Here is a 23,694-nt window from a genome sequence, read left to right on the forward strand (position 1 = left end):
GGTGTGGGGTGTGGGGTGTGGGGTTTTACCAGTTTTGAGGTGGCCAATTACCTAATTTTCAGGGAAAAAGTCCCGGAATTTTCACCCCAATCACTCCAAAGGTCGGCACTTTTTGAGGGAAAAAAAGTCTAAAAACCTTGTTGGATCAGGTTTTTAGATTTATTCAGCAAACCCTAACTAAAGACTTTTTAGAAGATGCATCGTTCAATTCCCAGAAATTATGAATTTAACCGTTAAAGACTTGGGTGAACAGGGATTGCTACCGATTCTGCAAAAATATTGTCCTGCGGAGATTATCGGTGATGATGGGGCGATTTTATCCCTCAAGGATGGTTACTCTCTCGTTGTCACCACTGATGTTTTAGTCAATAACGTCCACTTTAGCGATCTTACCACCTCTCCGGAAGATGTGGGCTGGCGAGCGGCGGCGGCTAATTTATCCGATTTAGCGGCTATGGGGGCAGAACCCCTGGGAATTACGGTAGGATTGGCTTTAACTCCCGATCTAGCCATCGATTGGCTAGAAGGACTCTATCGGGGTCTTAGCTCTTGTCTGCAAGTATATCAGACGGCGATCGTTGGTGGCGATGTCTGTCGGGCCACGGAGATTAACATCAGCATCACTGCCCTGGGACAAGTGGCAAAAAATGAAGAAATTAGACGTTTTAATGCAAAAGTTGGCGATAGTATCGTTATTACTGGTTATCACGGTTTATCGCGGGCTGGATTAGAGTTACTCTTGCACCCTGAAACCGGCAGGAATTTAAATTCCGCCCAAAAAAAGCGATTAATCCAAGCCCATCAACGGCCGCGGCCGAGACTCGATTGCATACCACATTTACAAAAAATTGTCAAGCAATTTCCCATCGCCGGCATGGATAGCAGTGACGGGTTAGCAGATGCCATAATTCAAATTTGTCGCTGTAGTGGGGTTGGTGCTGAAATCGAGAGGATTCCCCTGCATCCAACCCTGAAAGAATATGTAGGAGCCGAAAAAGCTCTAGAATGGGCTTTATACGGCGGTGAAGACTTTGAGTTAGTTTTGTGTTTACCCCCGGACAGTGCCAGAGAATTGCTGGAGAAAGTGGGGGAAGAGGGGGCGATAATCGGTCAAATCGTCCCCGGGAGAGAGATAAAATTAGCCGACGGTAGAAACCTCAGTTTAAGCTCTGGATTTCAACATTTTTAGCCTCTATAAATCGCCAAAACCTTTCTTTTTCTTAATTTTCTTCGGTTTTTTCGGGCTGCCACCTTGACCGCGGAACCCCGGTTGATTGCCACCCCCAAACATTCCGCCACCCATCCCGGGCATCCCCGGCATAGCGGGCATTTGTCCCCGTCCCATCTGTTGCATCATCGTTCGCATTCTGGTGAAATTAGCAATTAGTTTGGTCACTTCCGTTTCCGGATGTCCCGAACCCTTGGCAATGCGACGACGACGATTAGGAGACTTAGCCAATAAATCGGGGTTAGCGCGTTCCTCCGTGGTCATGGAATTAATCATCGCTTCCGTGCGTTTTAACTCTTTTTCGCCCTTTTCGATGTCTGTCCCGCTCAGTTTGCCCAGACCGGGGATTAACTTGAGGACTCCCCCCAGGGAACCCATATTTTTTAACAGCCGCATCTGTTTGAGGAAGTCATTAAAATCAAACTTAGCCTCTAAAATCTTGGCCTGCATTTTGGCCGCGTCTTCTAGATCTAACTGTTCCTGGGCTTTTTCCACTAGCGTCAGGACATCACCCATATTGAGGATGCGACTGGCAAGGCGATCGGGATAAAATGGCTCTAAAGCTTCTACTTTTTCCCCAACCCCAACAAATTTAATCGGTTGTCCTGATATTTGCCGCACTGATAGGGCAGCCCCACCGCGAGTATCGCCATCGAGTTTAGTGAGAATTGCCCCCGTGATGCCGATTTGTTGGTGAAAAGTGTTGGTAAGACTGGCCGCTTCCTGACCGGTCATCGCATCCACCACTAATAAAGTGTCGTCGGGGTTGACAATTTTCTTGATTTGTGCTAGTTCGCCCATCATCTGGGTGTCTATCTGCAAACGACCGGCGGTGTCGATGATAACCGTATCTACGCCCAATTCTTTGGCTTTTTCCACACCTTGACGGGCGATATCGACGGGATTAGCCTGAGAACCCATCTCGAAGACGGGAACATTTATCTGTTGACCGAGGGTGATTAATTGGTCAATGGCCGCCGGACGGTAAACATCGGTAGCCACCATCAGGCAGCTTTTGGACTGTTTGCGGAGATATAGGGCTAATTTGGCGGTGGCGGTGGTTTTTCCCGTCCCTTGCAACCCAGCCATTAAAATTACGGTGGGGGGTTTATCGGCCTGAGCTAGGGGAACGTTACTTTCCCCCATAATTTTGACCAATTCATCATAGACAATTTTGATAAATTGCTGGCCGGGATTGACTCCGGAAATAACTTCAGCACCGAGGGCTTGTTTCTCGACCTCAGCAATAAATCCCTTGACTACCTGTAGGTTAACATCTGCTTCTAATAAAGCCCGCCGGACTTCTTTGAGGGTTTCTTGTATATTGGCCGAGGAGATTTTATCTTGACCTCGTAATTTTTTCCATGCGTCTTCTAAGCGGTCGGCCAGTGCGTCGAACATAGTTTCGGAATTAAATTTTTAACTAGATCGATTTTATCTCAAATGTCGGGGGAAGACCCCCGTTCTTACCCTGTCATTGGTCAGGGATCGGCGGCAAAGTTCGATCAAATGTTAAACTGAGTCTGTCTTAGCTTCGGAAGTATTCGATCGCTGCAGGAATCGATTCAAGAGAAAACCGAGGAGCAGAGCCTTAAATTCCAGGTCGTCAGTGAACTGTTTGTAGAAGCTGAAAGGTTCATCTGATTAGCTGGAAACCCTATCCGGCAAAGGATTAATTCAATTTAGATCTGGAAAAAAACACAAAAGACTTATCTGGAAGGTGTTTCAATCCTTTAAGCTCCTGATAAACCGCCGAGAAGCATACCAAACTCAGAAGAGCCATAATTATTCTCAATTATAAAAATTGAGATAGTTTGTGCCGCTTAAATAAAGAGGTTTTGATAACCAAATTAAAGCATATCTCAAGAGTTTTGAGTTAAAAGTAAAACTTCAGGTTTTCATTTATGACAAATGTACCTATTAACTAATTTTCCCCAAAAATTAGTTAGCCTATAATCATAACATATAACTAATTTGCAAGAGTTCTAATATCCGAATTAATTATCGAAGCTGGGGGTTCTTCTAAGTTCTGTGTGATAAGTTTAACTTACATAGGATCGATCTTTGTGTCCTCTGTGTCTGGAGTGGTTCCTTCCACTCCCGCGCCAGCAGGGCTGTATCTTAGAATACATTTTACCCACCAAATCCAAGAAAGCCATCTCTCTCCCCAATCCTTTTACTGTTGCCTTTTCCAAGAGTGCGAGAGTGCCTCATATCAACAAGCAATTTAAATTCGCAGGCAGCTTATCATCTAACCCTGACATTAGCCAATTTTGTTAGATCAGAACTTTTTTAAGAATTATGATCGGCCTATAATAGTAACTATAGTCACCCCTATCCTTTAGGGATAATTCTTGGTTTAGGGTTGATGTCCTTCAGCGCAAGCGAGATAGGTTATGAAAATTAGCGAACTAGAAAACTACTTGGCTCAGATTAAGTCAGAGATTGGTGACATCGATATCGTCTATCAATGTCGTAACCAGCACTATAGTTGGTTGGACAAAATTAGAAGCCATCAACTGAAAGTGTTAAAAAATACCGCAGACACTAAATTATTGATTTCTCTGCAATAGCCATTTTCTCTTGCTAGATGCCAGCAATGCCATAGAATCCGCCTAATCTGCTTAACAGTTTATCTTTTCTTCCCTGTCGATAGGTTCTTAAACCAGCCGCGTCGCCAAAAGAAAATGATTAAACTGAAAGCAACGGTTAGCATCAACACCCAGACGAACACATAGCCCCAATACCATTCTAATTCGGGCATATTATAGGGGGATTTATCAGTATTAAAGTTCATGCCATAAATACCGACAATGAAGGTGAGCGGGATAAAAATCGTCGAGATTACCGTTAAAGTTTTCATAATCTCGTTCATTTTATTACTCACGGAAGACAGGTAAAAATCCATTAAACCATTGGCAAATTCCCGGTAATTTTCGATAACATCGAGGATTTGTACTACATGGTCATAACAGTCTCTTAAATAGGGTTTAATGGTTGTATCGATGACAATATACTCATCGCGTAAAAGCGCATTGAGGGTGTCCCTTTGCGGCCAAATTGCTCGTCGCAGGGAGAGTAATTCCTGACGCAGTTGGTAAATTTTTGATAAAATTTGTTCCGTGGGACTAGCTAAAATTTCGTTTTCTAACTCCTCGATTCTTTCTCCGTAGGACTCTAAAACAGGAAAATAACCGTCAATAATTGCATCCCAAATCGAGTAGGCTAAATAACCCGATTTTTGCTGCCGGATGGAACCTTTATTTAAACGGATTCTTTCCCTAACTCCTTCCAAAGAATCGTATTGTCCTTCTTCCTGCACGGTTAAAACATAATTCTTCCCGACTATTAAACTGATTTGTTCTAACAAAAAACCCTGATGATCGGTCAGGATGGCCATTGGCACTATAATTAAAAGATAATTATCGCATTCTTCTACTTTTGGTCTTTGGGGAATACTGACTATATCCTCAAGGGTTAAGGGATGCAAATGAAAAATTTCCCCCAACTCTTGCAGTTTATCCTCATTACCCAAACCGACGATATCAATCCAAGAGATGGAATCATTGGATAAATATTTAAGACAGTCTTGAGGTAAAAGATTATTAACTCTAGTGGCTTGTTGGGAGTTATAATTAACTAAAAATATCTCGGTAGCAACGGCATTTTCATCGATGGTGATTAACCCCGGCATCGTCCCGGGTTGATTATAGTGATAATCGTAAAGGTGGGGTTTTGTCTGGGAGGATTTTCGCCCTTTTTTATACCTAGTTAATCTTTTGTTATTGCTCATAGTTGAGATCGATCGCTGTTTGCCTTTTTCTTAGCATTGATCGTTCAAACATTCCTCAATTTTTAGCTAACTTTAAGATTGTCCCAGACTCTTAAAAAACGAAGATTAAACGTAAATGCCAATTATTAGCCGTTTCCCTCTCGATTTCGATGCGACGGATAAACTCACGAAAATAAAAACGGCGCTCTATTTCCGATAAATCTCGCCAAAATTGCGGAAAAGCAACGGCACGAGCGATAATAGTCAGGTTATCGGGGGGTAATTGGTCTAAACGTCCTTGAATCTGCGCGATCTCGTTTTTCAGTTTATAGGCCCGTAGATTAGCCGTTTCTTGATCTAAAATTCCCGCCGCTTCTAGGGAGGGCAATTGCGACAAAATATCGTTTTTTTGCCCTATTTCCTCGCTCATTCCCCGTTTGATCCCCTCTAAATCCGGTAAAGATATCTGAGCGATCGTCGGTGGTAGGTCTTGACAAATGCGCTCGATTGTGCTATCGAGAATTTTCTCATAAGCGATCGCCGAACATTTTTTTGTCCGGGGACATTGCAAAGGTCGCAAATAGAGGTATTCTGTGCCTTTTCCTCGCGCTGTCACTTTGGTAATCGTCATCCCCGATTGACATTGATTACAGACGACTAAACCCGCTAAGGAGCGCGGTGCGCTGGCACTGCGGGGGGGTAATTTGCGATTATTTCTCAGGATGCGATCGATCTGGGCTGCTTCTTCCCGGGAGATAATCGGGGTGTGGGTATCGGGGATAATATCTTGACCGAGATAGCACAAATCACCGCGATAAACGGGATTGGTTAGCCATTTATGGGCAGTAGCTACCGATATCTTTTTACCGTAGCGTTTTTCTAGATAGCGCACCGTGGAACGCAGGGAAGCGGAAATCAAAAAGCGATCAAAAAAGTCTTTGACTACCGGTGCGGTACTGCGATCGAGTATATAACGCTCCTTGCCACGACGATAACCGTAGGGTGCTTTTCCGGGAGGAGGCAAAGCTTGCAGACGATTGTGAGCGTGACCTGCTTTTAAACGATTACTTAGTTCGTTTTTTGATATTTCTTGCAGAATCTTGGCAAAATTCAGCTTATAATCTGGGTCTTCTAGGGCAATTATATCTATGTCGAGGGCTTCTAAGGATTGTAAAATTTTGCTAACTTCCGTGCCATTGTCTCCCAATTCTGCTAGGCGATGCAGGATCAGCAGTCGGGGGGGAGTCCCTTGACAATCGCAGAGTAGTTGCTGCCGCTGTGAGCGGTCGCCAAAATCTTGATACACTTGTTCGGGAGAATAGTCCCAAATCGAGGCATCGGGAGGACTATCGATCAGGGGATTAGTATAGGTGTAGGCGATAATTTTCATGTTTTGCCGAAATCCTCCTATAGATAAACTGTACTATATTTAAACCGCGTCCTGAAAAGTTTAGTACAAATGATCGAACTGCCTCGACCCAGCCTCCTTCTCACCGATCATAGACAGTCTTAACCAATAATTTAGATAGTCAACAGCTTATAAGTAGTGGGACTTAAAATCTTGAAACCTGTTGTTAGTAAGTAGTCGTGCAAAATTAATTTCCTAGTCGAGACAGGAGACTCCGAGACAGGAGACTCCGAGACGGGAGACAGCTATTAGGGATCGGATTTGAGTTTTCAGTTCTCTGTTTGCTCACATCAGCAGAAGTCTCACGGAGTAGTGGCTTAGATGTGTAATTAATTTTGCTTAGGTACTTAGAAGGAAAATTCTTTGGCTCTTCTCGACTTTGTGTGATAATTTTTGCTTATGAAATCGTGAAATGTTTACTGGGAAAGACTTTTAGGACTATTTTGTTAAATAAACTATCAGTATAGACCTCGTTTCCACACAGAAACCAGAAGAGCCAATTCTTTCACCACTTCGCTGGTAAATAGCAGAGCGGTGGTTATCTTTTCACCCCCTTGCCTCGCGCGTCTTTAACTGGTACTTTTGGATCGGTGGCGATGATGTGAAGATCGATATTTTTCTGCCAGATCAGGCGCATAAGTTTTTGGGTGAAAGAACCTTTGATGAAATGCTTCCAGCGCGATTGACGGCTCTCCCCAATTACAATCTGGGTGATTCGTTCCCGCTCGGCTACCTCTGCGATCGCTTCAGCCACCTGATAGCTTTTAACCCGTAAGAATTTCCCCTCGAATTCCCCACATAAACGTTCGCAGGTTTCGATATGTAAAGCCTCCTCTCTGGTGAGAAAGCGATCGGGGTTATCGACGAAAATCACGAAAAATTCCGCGTTCATATACCCTGCTATCCGCGCTCCCCGCCGTAATAATCGTAAAGAGTTGGGATAGGTGGAAACACAAACTAATACCCGTTCGTGAACGGGACAGGATTGACCGATAAATGTCGAATTACTCGCTTCTTCTTCTACTGTATCGGCCACTTCGCGCAGGGCGAGTTCCCGTAGGGCGATTAAATTACGCCGTTGAAAGAAATTATTTAAAGATGGTTGGACCTTTTCCGGAGCGTAGATTTTTCCTGCTAATAATCTTTCCTCTAGGGTTTCGGCGGTGACATCTACCACAATCACTTCATCAGCTTCCTCCAAAATTCGATCGGGTATTCTCTCCCGCACCACCACCCCGGTGATCCTAGCAACCAGATCGTTTAAACTCTCGATATGCTGGATATTGACGGTAGAGTAAACATCGATTCCCTGGGATAAAATTATCTCCACGTCCTGAAAGCGTTTCTCTCGCTCCGAACCCGGTGCATTCGTGTGGGCTAATTCATCAATCAGACACAGCTGCGGTGAGCGAGCGATAATCGCTTCCGTATCCATTTCCGAGAGAGTGAATCCCTCTTTCTCTAGGATTTTTCTGGGTACGATTTCCAATCCCTCGGCTTTTTCGGCGGTCTCTTTTCTGCCGTGGGTTTCGAGAAGTCCAATCACCACGTCGGTTCCCTGCTTTCTGAGGCTATGTCCCTCCTCCAGCATCTTGTAGGTTTTCCCGACTCCCGGAGCCATCCCGATAAAAATTTTATGTCTTCCCCGTCGCACAATTGTCTCCTTTTTGGCAACTTACCTTACAGATTAAGATAATTCGATCGTAGCCGGGGGGATTGAGTATCATTAATCCTTTTAATAGTGACGTGGAGTATAAACCCATTGTTTTGTTTTACCTTGCCCAATAAGGCGAGTTTTACTCGATCCGATCAAAATTATAGTCCGCATATCCGCATCTTTAATAGTCATATCCTCTAGGAATTTCACCGTCACTGTTTCCCCTTTTCGCCCTAAATTACGCGCTAGTACCACGGGAGTTTGCGGCGATCGCCATTGTAATAAAATCTCTTTTGCCTTCTCCAATTGCCAAGTGCGCTCTTGAGACACAGGATTATAAAATGCGATCGCTAAATCTGCCCGGGCTGCTAACTCAATACGCTGAGAAATCACCTGCCAAGATTTGAGAATATCCGATAGGGAAATCGCACAAAAATCATGGCCTAAAGGTGCGCCAACCCTAGCAGCCGCCGCTTGCATGGCCGAAATCCCTGGACAGACCTGAATGGCCACCTGCTGCCATGCCGGTTTTGCTTTTTTTTCTAATACCTCAAACACGGCCGCGGCCATGGCATAAATGCCAGGATCTCCGGAGGAAACTAAGACAACTGATCGCCCCTTAGCCGCTAAATCTAGGGCTATTTCTGCGCGATCGAGTTCCACCCGATTATCCGATTCATGGCGGACAATTTCTGGTTTTTTCAGGAATTCTACCAAATCCAAATAGGTTTTATAACCCACCCAATCCGTGGCTTTTTCCAACACTTCTCGAACTTCTGGCGACATCCAATTTAGCGCACCCGGTCCAGTTCCAACTATGGCTAATTTACCTTGACTTTCCTGGTCCAAATCCCCCAGAGGTAAACTGGATTTTTCCTTAATTTGCTGGCTTTCCTCCCAGAGATAAACTAAACAGGTATTGCTAGGTTTTGCCAAGTTTAAGTTATTTTTATCGATAATCTCAATGCTCAATTTTGCCGCTGATGAAATTGGTAAATTACTATTTTTTAACCAGTCTGCTTCACCGATTAATTTTACTTTTTCACCCGCCAATAAATCGGACAGAAACTTCTTAGCATCATCGGGATTAACTAACTGATAACCCGGGGGTGGCGATAATAAAGTCGTTTTAAATCTAATATCACCAGTGGTGGTAATTGCGGGGGAAATTTGCAAAACCGAGGCAATTTGACGAGCGAGATCATTAACCCCTTGTAAACCCCCCAACAAAGGCACTACGGCGCTGCCATCTTCTGCGATTGCTAATACAGGCGGTTCTTGCCATTTATTAGTTAATAAAGGTGCTAAAGTGCGAATTAAAATACCCGCCGCACAAATACCAATAATTGGCGTTCCCGTCTGGAAAAATTCTCGCACCGTTTCGCCAAAATTATTATAGGTAAAATCAGCCGATTGGGTACGATTTATTAACCCATAAACTGCTGATTCTGGTAAGGCCATTTGCACTTGACGAGCCACGGAAATGCTGGTTTCTCCTAAAATGAGAATAGCTGGAGGTTTCATTTGGCTTCCCCCGACTGCGCTGCGGTTAACTTTTGGATAAATTCTTGATGTTCTACCGAGTTAATTCCAGCTTTTAAGATGTCTAACACCCGTGACATATTGCCGTTGAGCATGGCTGAAATATCTAACCACAAACCCGGAAATACTAGAGAGCAAATCACCCCTTCTTGGTTGGGTAACAAAGAAATATAATCGCCATCTTGTAAACTAAACCAATCAATTTTTTGGTCAAATACCTGCCAAACAAGGTATTCTTGAATGCCACTGCGTCGATAAGCACGTTTTTTATCACCTAAATCTATGGCGGCACTACTAGCGGCAATTTCTACCACTAATTCCGGCGATCCTTCTAGGTATCCCTCTACACTTAGGGTTGATTTTCCCCCGCTTTCTTGACTGATTAATAACACCCCATCCGGCTGTAATTCGTTGTCGATATCCAAGCGAACTGTTGGCTCAATACCCATTTGTACTTGGGGTGTAGCAGCTTGATAAACTCCCAACCAAGTGATTAAACGTCCGTGGGGTTCAGCATGAAATTTAAACCTTAATGGGGATGCCATATACACAACTCCTTCGATCAGTTCGGCTTTTTTTAATCCTGGCATAGCTTGATAACGGCGCTCGAATTCGGGACGAATTAAGCGGTCCCCATTTTCTAAAGGGGGTAAATGTTGAGTGGTTACAGTCTGAGAAGTTAAGGATTTAACTGGAGAAGAAGTCATGGTGGCAGTCTTTGGAAACAAAACAGCATTGATTTTATTATAAGTAGGTAGGCGTTAAAAATTATCAGATGCCCTCCTTATTAAAGGGGGATTAAGGGGGGATCGGCACCCCCCTTATCAAGGGTAGATCCCCCCGCCTATCGGCACCCCCCTTATCAAGGGGGGCAGGGGGGATCGAACTTAAAATCCATTTTTAATTTAATTATAACCAGCTACTTAGATTGTTTCATTGGACTTCTTGAGGGATTTAACTTTTAACTGAAATTTTCCCGGAAGTCCTGAGCTTTTAGCGATGGGATGAATGGCGACTAACAGATAGACAATTACTCAAAACTATACCATTTATCTTAGTGATGAGGTACAAAGTTTTCCTTTTGGGAAGTCGGTAGTCGATACCAAATTAGGTTACACTTCATCTAGTTATGAGAAATGCTGTCATAACTGATGTAGCGCACCTAAATGAAAGGTAAACGTCCTCTTCTAGAGCCTACCCATTCACGAATCAATTAGGCACACTATAACTGATAACTGATAATCGATAACTGATAATGTTGGTTCCCCTTACCCGTCAATCGATCGAGCAAATTGTCCCAATTATCGCCACAGGTCCCCAGTACGCTCACTATTGGGGTAAATGGTCTGATTTTCTGCGCCGTTTATTCATTTCTATCATCGCTCTCACCGCAGCTTGGTTAATCGGTAATTTATTCGGTCCAGGTGGTTTAACAATTAAACTGATTTTCGACATTATCGCCGGTTTATATTGGCTCTGGGGTCCGGTTTATTGGGCCAGTGTTCGCAATAATACCTATCGTCGTCTTCCCTACGGGGGGTTTTGGCGCGGTCGCGTTTTCGATGCTTTTGTAACCGAGGAATTAATCGGGGAAGAAGAAAGGGTCAATAAACGCGGGGAATTAGAGATTATCGAAAATCGCCAACGCTGTATTAATCTAGAAATCGGTGATCAAACTGGTTTTTCGGCGATCGTTCGCGCTCCCCTCAAACGCATCCATAAATCGATCCGTCCCGGAATGGTGGCCGAAGCTTTGTTAATGTCTCGAGATCCCGATTTAGGGGATATCAATCAGCTTTCTGATGTCCATCTTCCCCAACTCGACCAGTGGATAGGGGAATATCCCGTGCTGCGACGGGATATTTTTCAGCAAGTTAGTCGCGAATTGGGAGGGGGAAAAGAACCCCGGCCAAAACCTTCTCGTTATTCTAATAATGTCATCCGAAGACGCAAAACCCGTTAATTTGTCGGCGATCTTTGAAAAGATACCAGTTTCCCGGTCATCAATGAATCATAATTTACAGATTTTAGTCCATTTAATCCTTGTTTTCGCTGTTTTTGAACCATCAAAAATTAATTATGCAAGAGGTTTAATATAATGTTAATTGAGCTTAGAAGGAGATAAATTGATGACGGCATCCTATGAGCAAGACTTTGGACTTTGGGCCGAACAAATGGCCGATTTATTAGCCTCTGGTCGGTTTTCCAAGTTAGATATTGAGAATTTAGTCGAAGAGGTGCGGGATTTGTCGAAACGGGAGCGCGATCGCTTACTCGCTAGTCTAAGATTAATTTTGCATCATTTATTAAAGTGGGATTATCAACCTCAACGGCGATCGCACAGTTGGTTGGGAACTATTCAAGGAGAAAGAGCTAATATTAGGCTTTATTTGGACGATAGCCCCAGTTTAAGGCGATATTTAACCGATGAAAGCCTATTTAAACTCTATGCTGTTGCTTGTTCCGATGCCTTTAGAGAGACGGGATTGGAGTTTCCCCCCGTTTGTCCCTACGGTATTGAGGATATTTTAAATCGTTCTCTTCATTTGTCGGAATGATAGGCGAAAAACGATTAAAGTTGGTAAGCTTAGATAGTATCCACAGAATCTTAAGTTTATCGCCATGATTGACTGGTTAATTGTCTGGGGGGTTACTCAAGCCGCAGGTTCGCTTGTTCGTTCAGTAATGCAAGAGTTGGCAATAGAGGGTGCAAAAGATTACGGAAAGGAATTTTTTAAAAACAGTCTAGGTAAAGTGTTACACTTACCTGAAAAAGATGTTCAAAAAGAAGCTTATGGCAAAGCAATGAAGGAGTTTTTAGAACTCTTTCAGCAACAGTTAGAAATGGCCGATCTGGAAGATGATCAAATTAAAAACTTTGAAAAACCTCTCAAGACTTTTATTAAAGATGACCAAGTTAAACCTATTTTAGGGGATGCTTTTGATATTGATTGTCAAGTTCTTGATACTTTGACGTTAGCTCAATCTTGGCAAAGACTTAATTTATCGCCGTTACCTGCTGAATTTAACTGGGAAAAACTAGGTAAATTTTATTTGAGAAAAACTCAGGAAATTATTGAAAATTCTGAAAAGCTAAGAGCCGTTTTTTTAGTTAAGTTACAGAATAAAGATAGCCAAAATATTCAAGAAATAGCAGGAGTTAAAACAGATTACAATTTAGATAACTATGCGGAAGGATTAAAAAAGGAATATGGCCATCTTAAATTAGAATGTTTAGACACAACGACTTATGAGCAAATCAAACTCTGGCGAATGTTTGTGCCGCAAAATGTGAGACGATGTAAACAATTTATTCCTCAACTTTATGAATTACCTAAAGAAGTGCTGCAGGAACTTGTAGATAGGGGAGAAATTACTCAAGCGGAGTTAGAACAAATACAAGCAGAACTAGAACGAAAACGGCAAGAATATGTCAATGAAAAATTAGATCCTGTTTTGAATATCGTCAATTCTTCTGAATACCGACGAACCGTAATTTTAGGCGATCCGGGGGCGGGAAAATCGAGTTTATTGCAGTATTTAGCTTTAAATTGGGCTGAAAAAGAACCCAGTCAGCGTGTTTTGCTTCCCCTTCCTCTTTTGATAGAATTGCGTATTTATGCCAGAGATAAGGATGAAAAAAAATGTCAGAATATTCTAGAATTTTTCCATCAAGGTAATCTGATTTGTCATCTCAATCAACTTGCTTTAGATGATAACCTTGAAAAAGGTCAGGCTCTTGTGCTTTTTGATGGATTAGATTAAGTTTTTAATCCCCAATTAAGAGAAGAAATTGTCACGGATATTAAACGTTTTAGTATTCAATATCCTCAAGTGCAGATTATAGTCACTTCTCGCTGGTTAGGATATAAAGCAGAAGAATTAAATCATGCTGGTTTTGAACATTTTATGATCCAAGATTTAGATAAAGATCAGATTGAAGATTTTATCAAACGTTGGCATGATTTGGCTTTTGAAAATCGAGATGATAAAACCCAAAAACAAGAACGTTTACAAAAGGCAATTAAGGAGTCAAAAGCGATTCGAGAATTAGCAGGAAATCCTTTATTATTAACGATGATGGCTATTCTGAATCGAACTCAAGAATTACCAAGAGATCGCTCAAAACTTTATGAAAAAGCGTCAGAGGTGTTATTACATCAATGGGATTTTGAAACCAAGGAAGGATTAATTGATCCTGAACTGAAAAAATATCTTTACAATATTGATCTAAGAGATAAAAGGGACATTCTGCGTTTAGTCGCAAGTGCCATGCAAGCAGGAGAAAAAGGGTTAGATGCTAATTTAATCTATAAGGAAGAATTAGAAAATATTTTGACTCAATATCTTGAAAAAACAGGAATTAACAAACGAGATGCTAGTGATCTGACTGATTTAATCATCAAACAACTGCGCTATCGTAATTTTATTCTTTGTTCTTTAGGTGGCAATGCTTTTGCTTTTGTTCATCGAACTTTTTTAGAATACTTTTGTGCTTGCGAGTTTTATGAAAGATTTAAAAACCGAGGATTACCAGACGGAATTAATCTTGAGGAATTAAAAACCAAAGTATTTGGAGAACATTATTCAGATCCTGTTTGGAAAGAAGTTTTATGTTTATTAATGGGGATGCTAAGTGCAGAATTTCCCAAAGAAGTTGCTGAAGAATTAATTAACTATCTCATTGATATGGAGGAAAAAGACAAGGGATTTGCTCATCTTTTTTTGGCAGCAGATTGTTATGGAGAATTGCGAAACCAGTCTATTTATGTTGAACTAAGTCAGCGATTGTTAGATAGTCTTCAATCATTAACTAAATCGTCTTATAGGTATGCTGATACTGATTTTAAGAAAAAAACAGTTGCTAAAATTGGAGCAATTTGGCAAGATCATCGGACAGGATGGAGTGTTCTTCAAGCTATAGCAACTGAAAGAAATGTTTGGTATGTTCAAGATCAAGCTGTTATTCAATTATCTAGAATTGCTAAAATTCATTCTGAGGCGTTAGTTTATCTACAGGAATTTGCTAGACAGGGTAAATCAGAAGCAATTGAAGCTTTAGCAACCCATTGGCGAGATAATCCTCAAACTTTACCCATTATTCAACAACAAGCTAACAAGGGTAAAAGTCTAGCAATTCAAGCTTTAGTAACCCATTGGCGAGATAATCCTCAAACTTTACCCATTATTCAACAACAAGCTAACAAGGGTCAATCAAAAGCGATTGAAGCTTTAGCAAACCATTGGCGAGATAATCCTCAAACCTTACCCATTATTCAACAACAAGCTAATAAGGGTGAACATAGAGCAATTGAAGCTTTAGCAAACCATTGGCGAGATCACGCTCAAACTTTACCCATTATTCAACAACTAGCTAATAAGGCTGAAGGGGAAATTATTGGACTTTTGACGGCATTAGCTAGAATAACAATTGACTCGGAAATAGGAGCAATTATCGAAACAATATTAGCTAGAACGGATGTAGATGCTAAAATCAAAGAAGGTTTTCAAGAATTTCTTTACTATAGTAATTTCAGAGATTGGAGAAATCCCGATTAAGATAGCTAATCTGCTAATTTTGTAGGGTGCGTGTTTGCGGCTACTAATTCTGATGAAAAACCAAAATTAACAATCCGCACCCCACGCAGCAAATTTATTATTAAATTGGTGCATTATGCTTTCGCACTTCACACCCTAAGAGTGGTAAGAAGTTGAAGGGTGATCGTTCTTGTCGGTGGGACGGAGTGCGCTCTCTGTCATCGAATAAGATATAATTGGGAAGGTAAAAATAGTTAAAGCATTATGAGTTACCAAAACATTATTACCATTGAACCAGGAAAACGCAGCGGAAAACCCTGCATTCGAGGAATGCGTATAACTGTGTACGATATTCTAGAATATTTAGCAGCAGGAATGACAGAAGCAGAAATTCTTGAGGATTTTTCAGAATTAACTTCCGAGGATATCAAGGCCTGTTTAGCTTTTGCTGCTGATCGAGAGAAAAAATTATTTATCACCTCTTTATGAAACTGTTATTAGATGAAAATTTGTCAGATCGGATTATTGATAAAATAATTGATTTATATGCTGATTCTCAGCACGTTAAGACTTTAGGACTGATCAATACTGATGATGCACTTATCTGGGAATTTGCCAAATTCAACGATTTTGTAATTGTCTCTAAAGATGCCGATTTTCATCAGCGCAGTCTATTATATGGTCATCCACCAAAATTTATCTATCTTCGTATTGGTAATAGTCCCACTGCAAAGATTATCGAAATTTTAAGAGGTTATTTTTTAATTATTGTTGAATTTTTTGATAGTGAAACAGAAAGTCTGTTGATATTAAGTTGAGTGCGATCGCTGATCTTGTAGGGTGCGTGTTTGCGGTTACTAATTCTGTTAAAAAACCAAAATCAATAATCCGCTCCCCACGCAGCAAATTTATTATTAAATTGGTGTGTTACGCTATCGCTAACACACCCTGGATTGTTTCAGTTAATTTGGTGTATTAGAAAAATGCTATAAATTCTATAATTTAAGACTTTAAGCCGAAATCTATTGCCCTATTTTAGCTGAAACAGTCCACTGCGTTTAATTTTCCAACCTATGCTTTTTAATGCTTTTAAAACTTGTTTGGCTTTCGTTGCTGACCATTGACTCATAGAGCAACAAATGATAAATTTAGGTGATTTTCTGGAAGTTCTCCCTGTTCAAGTTGATCGGCTAAGACACGCAAGGCAAGTGCTTGAACTTTAGCCATAGCTTCCTGTTGACTATTGCCATAGACTAAAACTCCCGGAAGTTCGACGATTTCAGCAATATATCGTCCATCTTCTTCTTGTTCTATTTCAATCTTATAATTCATTTGAGAATTACCTAGGAATGACCTGCTGTCTTGATTATATTAGATTTTATAGCCGCTCTTGTCGGTTGGATTGACCTAAAGAAACCCAACACACATTAGATAGGGTTTGCCGAAAAAGCTTTTCGTGGGGTTAGGAGTCAGTCTCAACGAAAAAATTTTCACCACCACAGAGGAAAGAGGTTTCTTTGCCTACACCCCACACCCGTTCGGACCTCGGCCATCTATATATATAGGGTTTGCCGAAAAAGTGGGGTTAGGAGTGAGTATTCAGTATTCAGATGCGGGTTTTCAGTTCACTGTTCACAGCAAAATACTCCCCACTTCCCCACTTCCCCACTTCCCTATCCCTTTTAAACAGGATTTATTATTAGCCTGTATCAGCATTTCTGATTACGTTGTTAAGTTTGGCTAATAACACCTTATTTTTAGTTCCTTGTCAAGCCCCTATTATAATTTTTAATCTTTGATTCTTAGTCTGATTTAACATTGATATTAAAAATCTGGTTTTTTGTAGCGAAGACAACAGTTTTATTAATCATTATCTGCATTTATAGAGGGAAATCGAGGGAGGCTGATGATCCTTGAAAGCCTTGTCAATACTAGCGTTATTACCTTTCGAAATTTCACTAATTCCCCAAGTTTTCCTAACCTTGACCCCCTCTAGGAGACAAAAAATTCAAAACCTATTATCTTAACTTGGTTCTTAGCGCAAGTCAACCCTTTATTTAAATTTTTGATTCTCTTGCCCGATAACGATATAAATTCTCGTAATGACCAACCAATTTTCCGTGATAGGGTTGAACAGAACGCAACCAAGTTAGCTTTGCAAGCAAAAAGGAATGTTAGCAAATTCCTTTAGCTTTGCATTGGGAACTTGCTAACGCACAATAAGAAGGTCTATGAATAAACAACTGATCAACAAACTACAAGCTGTAACCGCCCTTACCGTAGTGGGGACTACAGCCTCGATAATTTGTTCCCAGACAGCAGGACACAGCAACAGCTTGACGGATATTAGCGTAGGTCGTCAAACTGTTATCGAGTCAACCACTCAAACCGTTCTGTCCGCTTTTTCTAATAGTCGAACATCCGATTCAGATATTAAAGTATCACGTTCGGTTCAAGATAATGCTAACGAAATTCTAAAAACTTTGGAGTCCCTAGTGGACAAAGAAAATACCGTCCCGGCAAGCGTTACACCCCGAACCCAAGGGGCCATTCCTTCGACCATACAACCCCAATCACAACCCAATCAAGTCAAACCGGCCCCGGCCAGCAATCCTGCCTCAGTGACACCAGCAGAGAAGCCAAAAACAACCCAGGGGACAAAAACCAGCAGTCGCCCCCGTAAACGGGGAATGGCCTCTTGGTATGGTCCTGGTTTCCACGGTCGTCGCACCGCTAGTGGTGAGACTTTTAACTCTGGTGGTTTAACTGCCGCTCATCGCTATCTACCTTTCGGCACTAGGGTTAGGGTAACTAATCTGCGTAATGGGCGCTCGGTGGTGGTCAGGATTAACGATCGCGGTCCGTTTAGCGGTGGCCGCGTCATCGACCTTTCCAGAGGTGCGGCAGCGATTATCGGTGTCTTCCAGTCGGGAGTTGCCCCGGTGGTCTTGGAAGTTTTAGGCAGATAATCAGTGATCACTATGGCAGTGATCACTGCTATAGTGATCCTATTGGGATTTGACGGGGTTTATGTTAGAAATTAACGATTTATCGGTTAATTATGGCGGAATAAAGGCATTACAGCAGGTTAGTTTAAGGGTAGAAAAGGGGGAAATTGTCACCCTGATTGGAGCGAACGGAGCGGGAAAAACAACGACTCTAAAGACGATATCTCGGCTTTTAACGGCAAAGACGGGGCGAATAATCTATCAGGGTCAAGATATTACCCATTTACCACCCCATGAAATCGTTAAACGGGGAATTGCTCATAGTCCAGAAGGTAGAAGAATCTTAGCTCGTCAAACAGTCTTGACAAATTTGCAGTTAGGTGCTTATACGAGAAGCGATCGCCTAGGAGTAAAAAGCGATATCGAAGAGCAGTGGCAACTTTTTCCCCGACTATCGGAGCGCCGAGAGCAGTTAGCGGGAACCCTAAGCGGTGGGGAACAGCAGATGCTGGCGATCGCAAGAGCTTTAATGAGTCGTCCCAAGTTATTGTTACTAGACGAACCCAGTTTAGGACTAGCACCGCAGATAGTGCGAGAAATATTCAGTATTATCCGTAAATTAAACAAATCGGGAGTAACTATCCTGTTAGTGGAACAAAACGCCAATTTAGCCCTAGAAACTGCTAATCGCGGCTATGTTTTGGCAGCGGGACGCTTGACCATGGCGGGAGAAGCCGGGGATTTACTCAAGGATGAGCGGGTCAAACAAGCTTATTTAGGCTGATCAATCACAGTGCGGGGATCATTGAAGAAAATCTATAGTAAAACTTGGTAAAAAATATTAACAAAATTTTACAAAGTCGCATAGAATGAACACATAACGAAATAGGTATTTTTTCTTACTGCCATGCTAACGGCTAACTTCCCCTGGCTCACCGCCATCATTTTGCTCCCCTTGCTTTCCTCCTTCCTAATCCCTATAATCCCCGACAAGGAAGGAAAAACCGTTCGTTGGTTCGCTCTTGGAGTCGGACTAGCAGACTTTATATTAATGTGCTACGTCTTTTTACAAAAATATGATTTAAGCAACCCCAACCTACAATTAGTAGAAAAAATCGATTGGGTTCCCCAAATTGGTTTAAGTTGGGCGGTGTCGGTGGATGGTATCTCGGCACCGTTAGTTTTATTAGCAGGATTGGTGACAACCCTTTCTATATTGGCCGCGTGGCAAGTGGACCGCAAACCCCGTTTATTCTACTTCCTGATGCTGTTGCTCTACGCCGCTCAGATTGGTGTTTTCGTCGCCCAAGACTTATTATTATTCTTTTTAATGTGGGAAATCGAGTTAATTCCCGTTTATCTACTCGTTTCCATCTGGGGTGGTCAAAAACGTCGTTATGCCGCCACTAAATTCTTACTCTACACCGCCGCCGCTTCTATCTTCATCCTCGTTGCCGGTCTAGCCATGGCCCTCTACGGTGGTGGTGCCATGACCTTTGACATGGCGGAATTAGGATTTAAAGATTATCCCCTCGCTTTAGAATTAGTCCTTTACGCTGGTTTATTAATCGCTTTCGGGGTCAAACTCGCCATCTTCCCCCTCCATACTTGGCTCCCCGATGCTCACGGCGAAGCTTCTGCACCTGTATCGATGATTCTTGCTGGTGTTCTCCTCAAAATGGGTGGTTATGGTTTAATCCGCCTTAATATGGGGCTTCTACCCGATGCACATATCTACTTTGCTCCGATTCTAGCGATTCTCGGTGTCGTCAATATTATCTACGGTGCTTTCGCTTCCTTCGGTCAACAAAACATGAAACGCCGTCTCGCTTATTCCTCGGTTTCACACATGGGATTCGTCCTTTTAGGGATTGCTTCCTTTACCGATGTGGGTATTAGCGGCGCTATGTTACAAATGCTCTCCCATGGTTTAATTGCCGCCGTCTTATTCTTCCTTGCTGGTGTCACCTACGACCGCACCCATACCTTAGCTTTAAACGAGATGGGTGGGATTGCTCAAGCGATGCCGAAAGTCTTCGCTCTCTTTACTGCCGGCGCCATGGCTTCCCTAGCGTTACCCGGAATGAGCGGTTTTGCCAGTGAAATTACTGTATTTATCGGTGTTACTAGCAGTGACGTTTATAGCCAAACCTTCCGGGTTGTGACTGTTTTCCTCGCTTCCGTTGGTTTAATCCTCACCCCGATTTATCTACTCTCCATGCTTCGTCAAGTTTTCTACGGAGATGGTTCTTCCTGCGATATTACTAACATTCTCCCCAACAAAAGCAACGAACAAGCAGTTTGTTTCGGTACTAGCTGTGTCCTTCCTGACGAATCAGAATATATTGACGCTAAACCCAGAGAAATCTTTATCGCTGTCTCTTTCCTCGCTTTGATTGTTTCTATCGGTTTCTATCCCCAACTGGCTACCCGTATCTACGATGTGAAAACGGTGGCAGTTAACTCGGAAGTGCGTCAAGCTTACACAGAAATCGCCGCTACTCGTCAAAATATCTACGCTGAAACTCAACCGGACGTGAGCGCCAAGGTTGCCAGTATCCTCCAATAAATTGGCAAGTCTAAAGTGAATAGGTTATCAGGAGTGGAAATTCTGCTCCTGATTTTTTTTGGCGAGGAGAAAGATGCGAGCATTTATACTAAAATCTAAGATAGCCGGTTTAATACTGAGTAACGCACAGAAAACGGGTTTCTCGGAGAAACCCGTTTTCTACTCAATAACCAGATTTAGTATAATATCGTCTCTGGGATCAAAACGGAAGCTTAGAATAGATAAAATATGTGGACTTTTATTGATTTATTTGCCGGTATAGGAGGATTTAGAATCGCTCTAGAGAATCTCGGTTGTCAATGCGTTTTTTCCTCGGAAATCGATCCTCACTCCCAAAAGGTTTACTTAGCTAACTATGGTCATTTACCCGATAATCAAGACATCAGAAAATTAGAGGCAAAAACTGTCCCCGATCATGATATACTATGCGGCGGGTTTCCCTGTCAAGCGTTTAGTATCGCCGGCAGAAAACACGGTTTTGAAGATGCACGCGGAACCTTATTTTTTGAAGTTGCCCGGATCTTACACGAAAAGAAACCGAAGGCTTTTATCTTAGAAAATGTCCAGGGTTTAGTCCATCATGATCGAGGTAAAACTTTAAAAACTATTTTAGATATATTAGAAAAGGATTTGCATTATTTTGTCCCTAGTCCCCAGATTTTAAATGCCAGATATTTTGGGGTTCCTCAAAACCGTCCCCGAATTTTTATCGTCGGTTTTCGAGAAGATTTAAATATTTACCATTTTTCCTATCCCCAACCAACCCATCAAGAAACTTGTCTCAAAGATATCCTAGAAGAAAAGGAAGTCAGCGTTAAATATTATCTCTCTAATCAGTATTTAGAAACTTTGTTTAAACACAGGGCTAGACACGAAAATAAAGGTAATGGGTTCGGTTATGAGATTATTTCTCCCGATGGTATCGCTAATGCTATTGTGGTGGGAGGTATGGGAAAAGAAAGAAATTTAGTTATCGATAAAAGACTGACTAATTTCACTCCCGTTACTCGCATTAAGGGAGAGGTAAATAAATTATTCGTCCGCAGAATGACTCCCAGAGAATGGGCAAGATTACAGGGATTTCCCGATACTTTTCAGATTGTTGTTAGCGATGTCCAAGCTTATAAACAGTTCGGTAATTCTGTGGCTATTACCGTAGTAAAAGCGGTGGCAAAAGAGGTGATTAAAGCTTTAGATTTATCCAGAGATTCTCAAGAAAATATCATGGTTAAGGATTTACAGGGGAGACAATTAGAACTATTGTCAATCTGAGGAACAAGAGCAATTGTTTTTAGGGTTTTGGGTATAGGACAGCGTTGCTTATCAAGATGAAGTATAACCTAATTTGGTATGGACGACCGACTCCCCAAAACCAAAACTTCCTATCTCATCCTTAAGATAACTGCTATAATAATAGTTAATTATTTGATCAATGCGATTGCCGTTTATGCTGAAGTCTGACTGGATTAAATTAATCATTGTCTATTCAATCTGAAAAATGGCGTTCTGGGGTTGTCATGTTCTTAAATGTAAAGTTTTGTTACGAGATTCAACATTTCCGCAAGCTCGGTTGTCTCTAGTAAAGCTTTTTTTATATTTCTTTACAGACAGCATCTAATTACTTAAATTTAATTAACATTAGATAGCTTGACGTTTACCTCATGCCATTAGTATTCTAAAAACGAATGATGTTTTTGTTCTATAGCGTTTCCTAAGCTAGTGAGGTACACCTGTTTTTCTTCCCCTTTGCCTTTTGCCTCTTGCCTTTTGCCTAAAACCCATAACTTTTGTACCTCAGCAGACTGAAAAACGCTATATATTCCTAAAATTCCAAAAAACAACAATGAGTAAAAGGACTCTGTTTGTCCCTATTATTGATTCTTATCAAGGGAAATACCTGAATTTTCCAGATATTGAACAAACCATCCTTGAAGATATTGCTGAAGTAACCTTATATAAAGTAAGTTGTGCAGAAGATCTAGCAGGAAAAATCGATGAGGCTGATGTCATTATCTCTTGGCATACAATTCCACTACAGAAGGAAATTCTATCGAGGTTGAAGCAATGTCGAGGTATTGTCCGTGCTGCTGTTGGCTTTGATAACATAGATATTAAGTTTGCTGGACAGAAAGGAATTCCAGTTTGTAACGTTCCTGATTATGGGACTGAAGAAGTCGCCGATCATACTCTTGCATTAACTCTCGCTTTAATTCGCAAACTTCCCTATATTGATCAATACGTTCGCCATGAGAAGTGGGACTGGAGCGCCATTGGAAGTGTCCCTCGAATTCGAGGCATGAAATTCGGAATTGTTGGCTTTGGGCGAATTGGGAGTGCTGTTGCTAAGAGAGCGCAAGCCTTTGGATTTAATGTAGCCTTTTTCGATCCTTACGTTCCGAGCGGTGTTGAGAAAGCTCACGGAATAACTCGATATGAAACTCTGCACGAGCTGATAGAGTCTTCTAAAGTTATCACAATTCATACCCTGTTATCTGAGGAAACCTATCACCTCATAGGTCGTCCAGAATTCGATCTCATGACGCCAGAAACCATTTTGATTAACACCTCCCGAGGGGAAACCCTCGACCAAGAAGTACTGATAGAAAGCTTGACTAGAGGTAAAATCGGATATGTCGGACTTGATGTTTTAGCAGACGAACCAAAAATCCCCGAAGAATTGAAAAATTCTGATCGCACAATCTTGAGCGCCCATTCTGCGTTTTATGCTGATGAATCGTTAAAGGAACTCCGTCGTAAAGCCGCGCAATCTGCCCGCAAATTCTTACTGGATCAAAAAGAGCGATCACTCGTAAACGAGTGTTTTCTTAACTTCAAATAAAGAAGACTGTTTGATGAGGTGAAAACAAATATTACCATCAAATATTCAATCAAGTTTAGCTAAATTGGCGTTGCTGAATTAAGGTATGATTAGGCAAAATGGCGAGCATTCAGAGGAAAATAACTTCTGTTATTTGAATAAGGAACTGGAACATCCTCAAATTTTAGGTAGTGAATTAGTAATCGAATTGAAT

General features: G+C 41.7%; 22 protein-coding genes and 1 pseudogene. 14 read left to right on the forward strand and 9 right to left on the reverse strand.

Translation table 11 applies throughout. The annotated features are described in order from the left end of the window. Positions 1-220 precede the first annotated feature (220 nt). Complete coding sequence (thiL, locus tag IQ224_RS10370) at positions 221-1,189, forward strand: thiamine-phosphate kinase (protein ID WP_194032900.1); 969 nt, start codon at positions 221-223, stop codon at positions 1,187-1,189. Positions 1,190-1,192: 3 nt separating this feature from the next. Here thiL and ffh read toward each other — a convergent pair whose 3' ends face one another. Continuing rightward, positions 1,193-2,629 (reverse strand): signal recognition particle protein, encoded by a 1,437-nt coding sequence (ffh, locus tag IQ224_RS10375; protein ID WP_002743994.1) that lies wholly within the window; start codon positions 2,627-2,629, stop codon positions 1,193-1,195. A 995-nt stretch (positions 2,630-3,624) separates the two neighbouring features. On the opposite strand from ffh, the gene IQ224_RS10380 reads away from it, so the two are divergent. Continuing rightward, entirely contained in the window at positions 3,625-3,801 is a 177-nt protein-coding gene (locus IQ224_RS10380; RefSeq protein ID WP_002739752.1) for a hypothetical protein, read from the forward strand. 59 nt (positions 3,802-3,860) lie between these two features. Here IQ224_RS10380 and corA read toward each other — a convergent pair whose 3' ends face one another. The 5 genes from corA to IQ224_RS10405 all read right to left on the reverse strand — a co-directional run bounded on the left by corA (position 3,861) and on the right by IQ224_RS10405 (position 10,314). Beyond that, positions 3,861-5,021: a magnesium/cobalt transporter CorA gene (corA, locus tag IQ224_RS10385; protein WP_123231079.1), complete on the reverse strand. Its 1,161-nt coding sequence runs from the start codon at positions 5,019-5,021 to the stop codon at positions 3,861-3,863. Positions 5,022-5,112: 91 nt separating this feature from the next. After that, entirely contained in the window at positions 5,113-6,390 is a 1,278-nt protein-coding gene (locus tag IQ224_RS10390) for a recombinase family protein (protein ID WP_002744000.1), read from the reverse strand. 556 nt (positions 6,391-6,946) lie between these two features. Beyond that, on the reverse strand, positions 6,947-8,062 hold the full coding sequence (locus IQ224_RS10395; protein WP_194032901.1) for a universal stress protein: 1,116 nt from the start codon (positions 8,060-8,062) through the stop codon (positions 6,947-6,949). Between the two features lie 81 nt (positions 8,063-8,143). Beyond that, on the reverse strand, positions 8,144-9,589 hold the full coding sequence (cobJ, locus tag IQ224_RS10400) for a precorrin-3B C(17)-methyltransferase (protein WP_002744004.1): 1,446 nt from the start codon (positions 9,587-9,589) through the stop codon (positions 8,144-8,146). Next, complete coding sequence (locus IQ224_RS10405) at positions 9,586-10,314, reverse strand: Uma2 family endonuclease (protein WP_002744006.1); 729 nt, start codon at positions 10,312-10,314, stop codon at positions 9,586-9,588. Before IQ224_RS10405 ends, cobJ begins: the two co-directional genes overlap by 4 nt. Before the next feature lie 548 nt (positions 10,315-10,862). On the opposite strand from IQ224_RS10405, the gene IQ224_RS10410 reads away from it, so the two are divergent. The 6 genes from IQ224_RS10410 to IQ224_RS10430 all read left to right on the forward strand — a co-directional run bounded on the left by IQ224_RS10410 (position 10,863) and on the right by IQ224_RS10430 (position 15,963). Beyond that, positions 10,863-11,570, forward strand: coding sequence for a hypothetical protein (locus IQ224_RS10410; protein WP_002740014.1), 708 nt, complete (start codon positions 10,863-10,865; stop codon positions 11,568-11,570). A gap of 166 nt (positions 11,571-11,736) precedes the next feature. Then, positions 11,737-12,165: a DUF29 domain-containing protein gene (locus IQ224_RS10415; RefSeq protein ID WP_002744010.1), complete on the forward strand. Its 429-nt coding sequence runs from the start codon at positions 11,737-11,739 to the stop codon at positions 12,163-12,165. Between the two features lie 64 nt (positions 12,166-12,229). After that, entirely contained in the window at positions 12,230-13,372 is a 1,143-nt protein-coding gene (locus IQ224_RS24045) for an NACHT domain-containing protein (RefSeq protein ID WP_002744012.1), read from the forward strand. Between the two features lie 69 nt (positions 13,373-13,441). Continuing rightward, a complete protein-coding gene (locus tag IQ224_RS24050; RefSeq protein WP_228036177.1) occupies positions 13,442-15,166 on the forward strand; it encodes an NACHT domain-containing NTPase in 1,725 nt (574 codons plus the stop codon). A gap of 243 nt (positions 15,167-15,409) precedes the next feature. Continuing rightward, complete coding sequence (locus tag IQ224_RS10425) at positions 15,410-15,634, forward strand: DUF433 domain-containing protein (RefSeq protein ID WP_002745983.1); 225 nt, start codon at positions 15,410-15,412, stop codon at positions 15,632-15,634. Next, complete coding sequence (locus tag IQ224_RS10430; RefSeq protein WP_002745984.1) at positions 15,631-15,963, forward strand: DUF5615 family PIN-like protein; 333 nt, start codon at positions 15,631-15,633, stop codon at positions 15,961-15,963. The genes IQ224_RS10425 and IQ224_RS10430 overlap by 4 nt, the downstream gene beginning before the upstream one ends. A gap of 307 nt (positions 15,964-16,270) precedes the next feature. Here IQ224_RS10430 and IQ224_RS10435 read toward each other — a convergent pair whose 3' ends face one another. Further along, a complete protein-coding gene (locus IQ224_RS10435) occupies positions 16,271-16,477 on the reverse strand; it encodes a type II toxin-antitoxin system HicB family antitoxin (RefSeq protein WP_002745986.1) in 207 nt (68 codons plus the stop codon). A 106-nt stretch (positions 16,478-16,583) separates the two neighbouring features. Here IQ224_RS10435 and IQ224_RS10440 point away from each other — a divergent pair, with 106 nt between their 5' ends. The 5 genes from IQ224_RS10440 to IQ224_RS10460 all read left to right on the forward strand — a co-directional run bounded on the left by IQ224_RS10440 (position 16,584) and on the right by IQ224_RS10460 (position 21,934). Further along, the gene (locus IQ224_RS10440) at positions 16,584-16,889 is read left to right on the forward strand and encodes a hypothetical protein (protein ID WP_110980686.1); all 306 of its coding nucleotides are present in this window, start codon (positions 16,584-16,586) and stop codon (positions 16,887-16,889) included. A gap of 487 nt (positions 16,890-17,376) precedes the next feature. Next, entirely contained in the window at positions 17,377-18,114 is a 738-nt protein-coding gene (locus IQ224_RS10445; protein ID WP_002745991.1) for a septal ring lytic transglycosylase RlpA family protein, read from the forward strand. Between the two features lie 61 nt (positions 18,115-18,175). Continuing rightward, entirely contained in the window at positions 18,176-18,877 is a 702-nt protein-coding gene (locus IQ224_RS10450; RefSeq protein ID WP_194032902.1) for an ABC transporter ATP-binding protein, read from the forward strand. Between the two features lie 123 nt (positions 18,878-19,000). Next, positions 19,001-20,662, forward strand: a complete 1,662-nt coding sequence (locus IQ224_RS10455) for an NAD(P)H-quinone oxidoreductase subunit 4 (RefSeq protein ID WP_194032903.1) — start codon at positions 19,001-19,003, stop codon at positions 20,660-20,662. A gap of 228 nt (positions 20,663-20,890) precedes the next feature. Further along, positions 20,891-21,934: a DNA cytosine methyltransferase gene (locus tag IQ224_RS10460; protein WP_194032904.1), complete on the forward strand. Its 1,044-nt coding sequence runs from the start codon at positions 20,891-20,893 to the stop codon at positions 21,932-21,934. Positions 21,935-21,985: 51 nt separating this feature from the next. Here IQ224_RS10460 and IQ224_RS24055 read toward each other — a convergent pair whose 3' ends face one another. Continuing rightward, positions 21,986-22,141 (reverse strand): hypothetical protein, encoded by a 156-nt coding sequence (locus tag IQ224_RS24055; RefSeq protein ID WP_228036178.1) that lies wholly within the window; start codon positions 22,139-22,141, stop codon positions 21,986-21,988. A 274-nt stretch (positions 22,142-22,415) separates the two neighbouring features. Here IQ224_RS24055 and IQ224_RS10465 point away from each other — a divergent pair, with 274 nt between their 5' ends. Next, entirely contained in the window at positions 22,416-23,501 is a 1,086-nt protein-coding gene (locus tag IQ224_RS10465; protein ID WP_228036179.1) for a C-terminal binding protein, read from the forward strand. Positions 23,502-23,590: 89 nt separating this feature from the next. Here IQ224_RS10465 and IQ224_RS10470 read toward each other — a convergent pair. Beyond that, positions 23,591-23,694: pseudogene (locus tag IQ224_RS10470) on the reverse strand (IS1 family transposase); the annotation flags it as partial.

This window comes from Microcystis sp. LEGE 00066, assembly GCF_015207925.1.
Taxonomy (GTDB): domain Bacteria; phylum Cyanobacteriota; class Cyanobacteriia; order Cyanobacteriales; family Microcystaceae; genus Microcystis; species Microcystis ichthyoblabe_A.

What these genes read in the sequence shown, in the direction of transcription:
- IQ224_RS10380 (WP_002739752.1), top strand. Translation starts at nt 3,625, where the DNA reads ATGAAAATTAGCGAACTAGAAAACTACTTGGCTCAGATTAAGTCAGAG.
- corA (WP_123231079.1), bottom strand. Translation starts at nt 5,021, where the DNA reads ATGAGCAATAACAAAAGATTAACTAGGTATAAAAAAGGGCGAAAATCC.
- IQ224_RS10405 (WP_002744006.1), bottom strand. Translation starts at nt 10,314, where the DNA reads ATGACTTCTTCTCCAGTTAAATCCTTAACTTCTCAGACTGTAACCACT.
- IQ224_RS10410 (WP_002740014.1), top strand. Translation starts at nt 10,863, where the DNA reads ATGTTGGTTCCCCTTACCCGTCAATCGATCGAGCAAATTGTCCCAATT.
- ffh (WP_002743994.1), bottom strand. Translation starts at nt 2,629, where the DNA reads ATGTTCGACGCACTGGCCGACCGCTTAGAAGACGCATGGAAAAAATTA.
- thiL (WP_194032900.1), top strand. Translation starts at nt 221, where the DNA reads ATGAATTTAACCGTTAAAGACTTGGGTGAACAGGGATTGCTACCGATT.
- IQ224_RS10435 (WP_002745986.1), bottom strand. Translation starts at nt 16,477, where the DNA reads ATGAATTATAAGATTGAAATAGAACAAGAAGAAGATGGACGATATATT.
- IQ224_RS10425 (WP_002745983.1), top strand. Translation starts at nt 15,410, where the DNA reads ATGAGTTACCAAAACATTATTACCATTGAACCAGGAAAACGCAGCGGA.
- IQ224_RS10460 (WP_194032904.1), top strand. Translation starts at nt 20,891, where the DNA reads ATGTGGACTTTTATTGATTTATTTGCCGGTATAGGAGGATTTAGAATC.
- IQ224_RS10415 (WP_002744010.1), top strand. Translation starts at nt 11,737, where the DNA reads ATGACGGCATCCTATGAGCAAGACTTTGGACTTTGGGCCGAACAAATG.
- IQ224_RS10390 (WP_002744000.1), bottom strand. Translation starts at nt 6,390, where the DNA reads ATGAAAATTATCGCCTACACCTATACTAATCCCCTGATCGATAGTCCT.
- cobJ (WP_002744004.1), bottom strand. Translation starts at nt 9,589, where the DNA reads ATGAAACCTCCAGCTATTCTCATTTTAGGAGAAACCAGCATTTCCGTG.
- IQ224_RS10445 (WP_002745991.1), top strand. Translation starts at nt 17,377, where the DNA reads ATGAATAAACAACTGATCAACAAACTACAAGCTGTAACCGCCCTTACC.
- IQ224_RS10450 (WP_194032902.1), top strand. Translation starts at nt 18,176, where the DNA reads ATGTTAGAAATTAACGATTTATCGGTTAATTATGGCGGAATAAAGGCA.
- IQ224_RS24055 (WP_228036178.1), bottom strand. Translation starts at nt 22,141, where the DNA reads ATGATTAATTTAATCCAGTCAGACTTCAGCATAAACGGCAATCGCATT.
- IQ224_RS10430 (WP_002745984.1), top strand. Translation starts at nt 15,631, where the DNA reads ATGAAACTGTTATTAGATGAAAATTTGTCAGATCGGATTATTGATAAA.
- IQ224_RS10455 (WP_194032903.1), top strand. Translation starts at nt 19,001, where the DNA reads ATGCTAACGGCTAACTTCCCCTGGCTCACCGCCATCATTTTGCTCCCC.
- IQ224_RS24045 (WP_002744012.1), top strand. Translation starts at nt 12,230, where the DNA reads ATGATTGACTGGTTAATTGTCTGGGGGGTTACTCAAGCCGCAGGTTCG.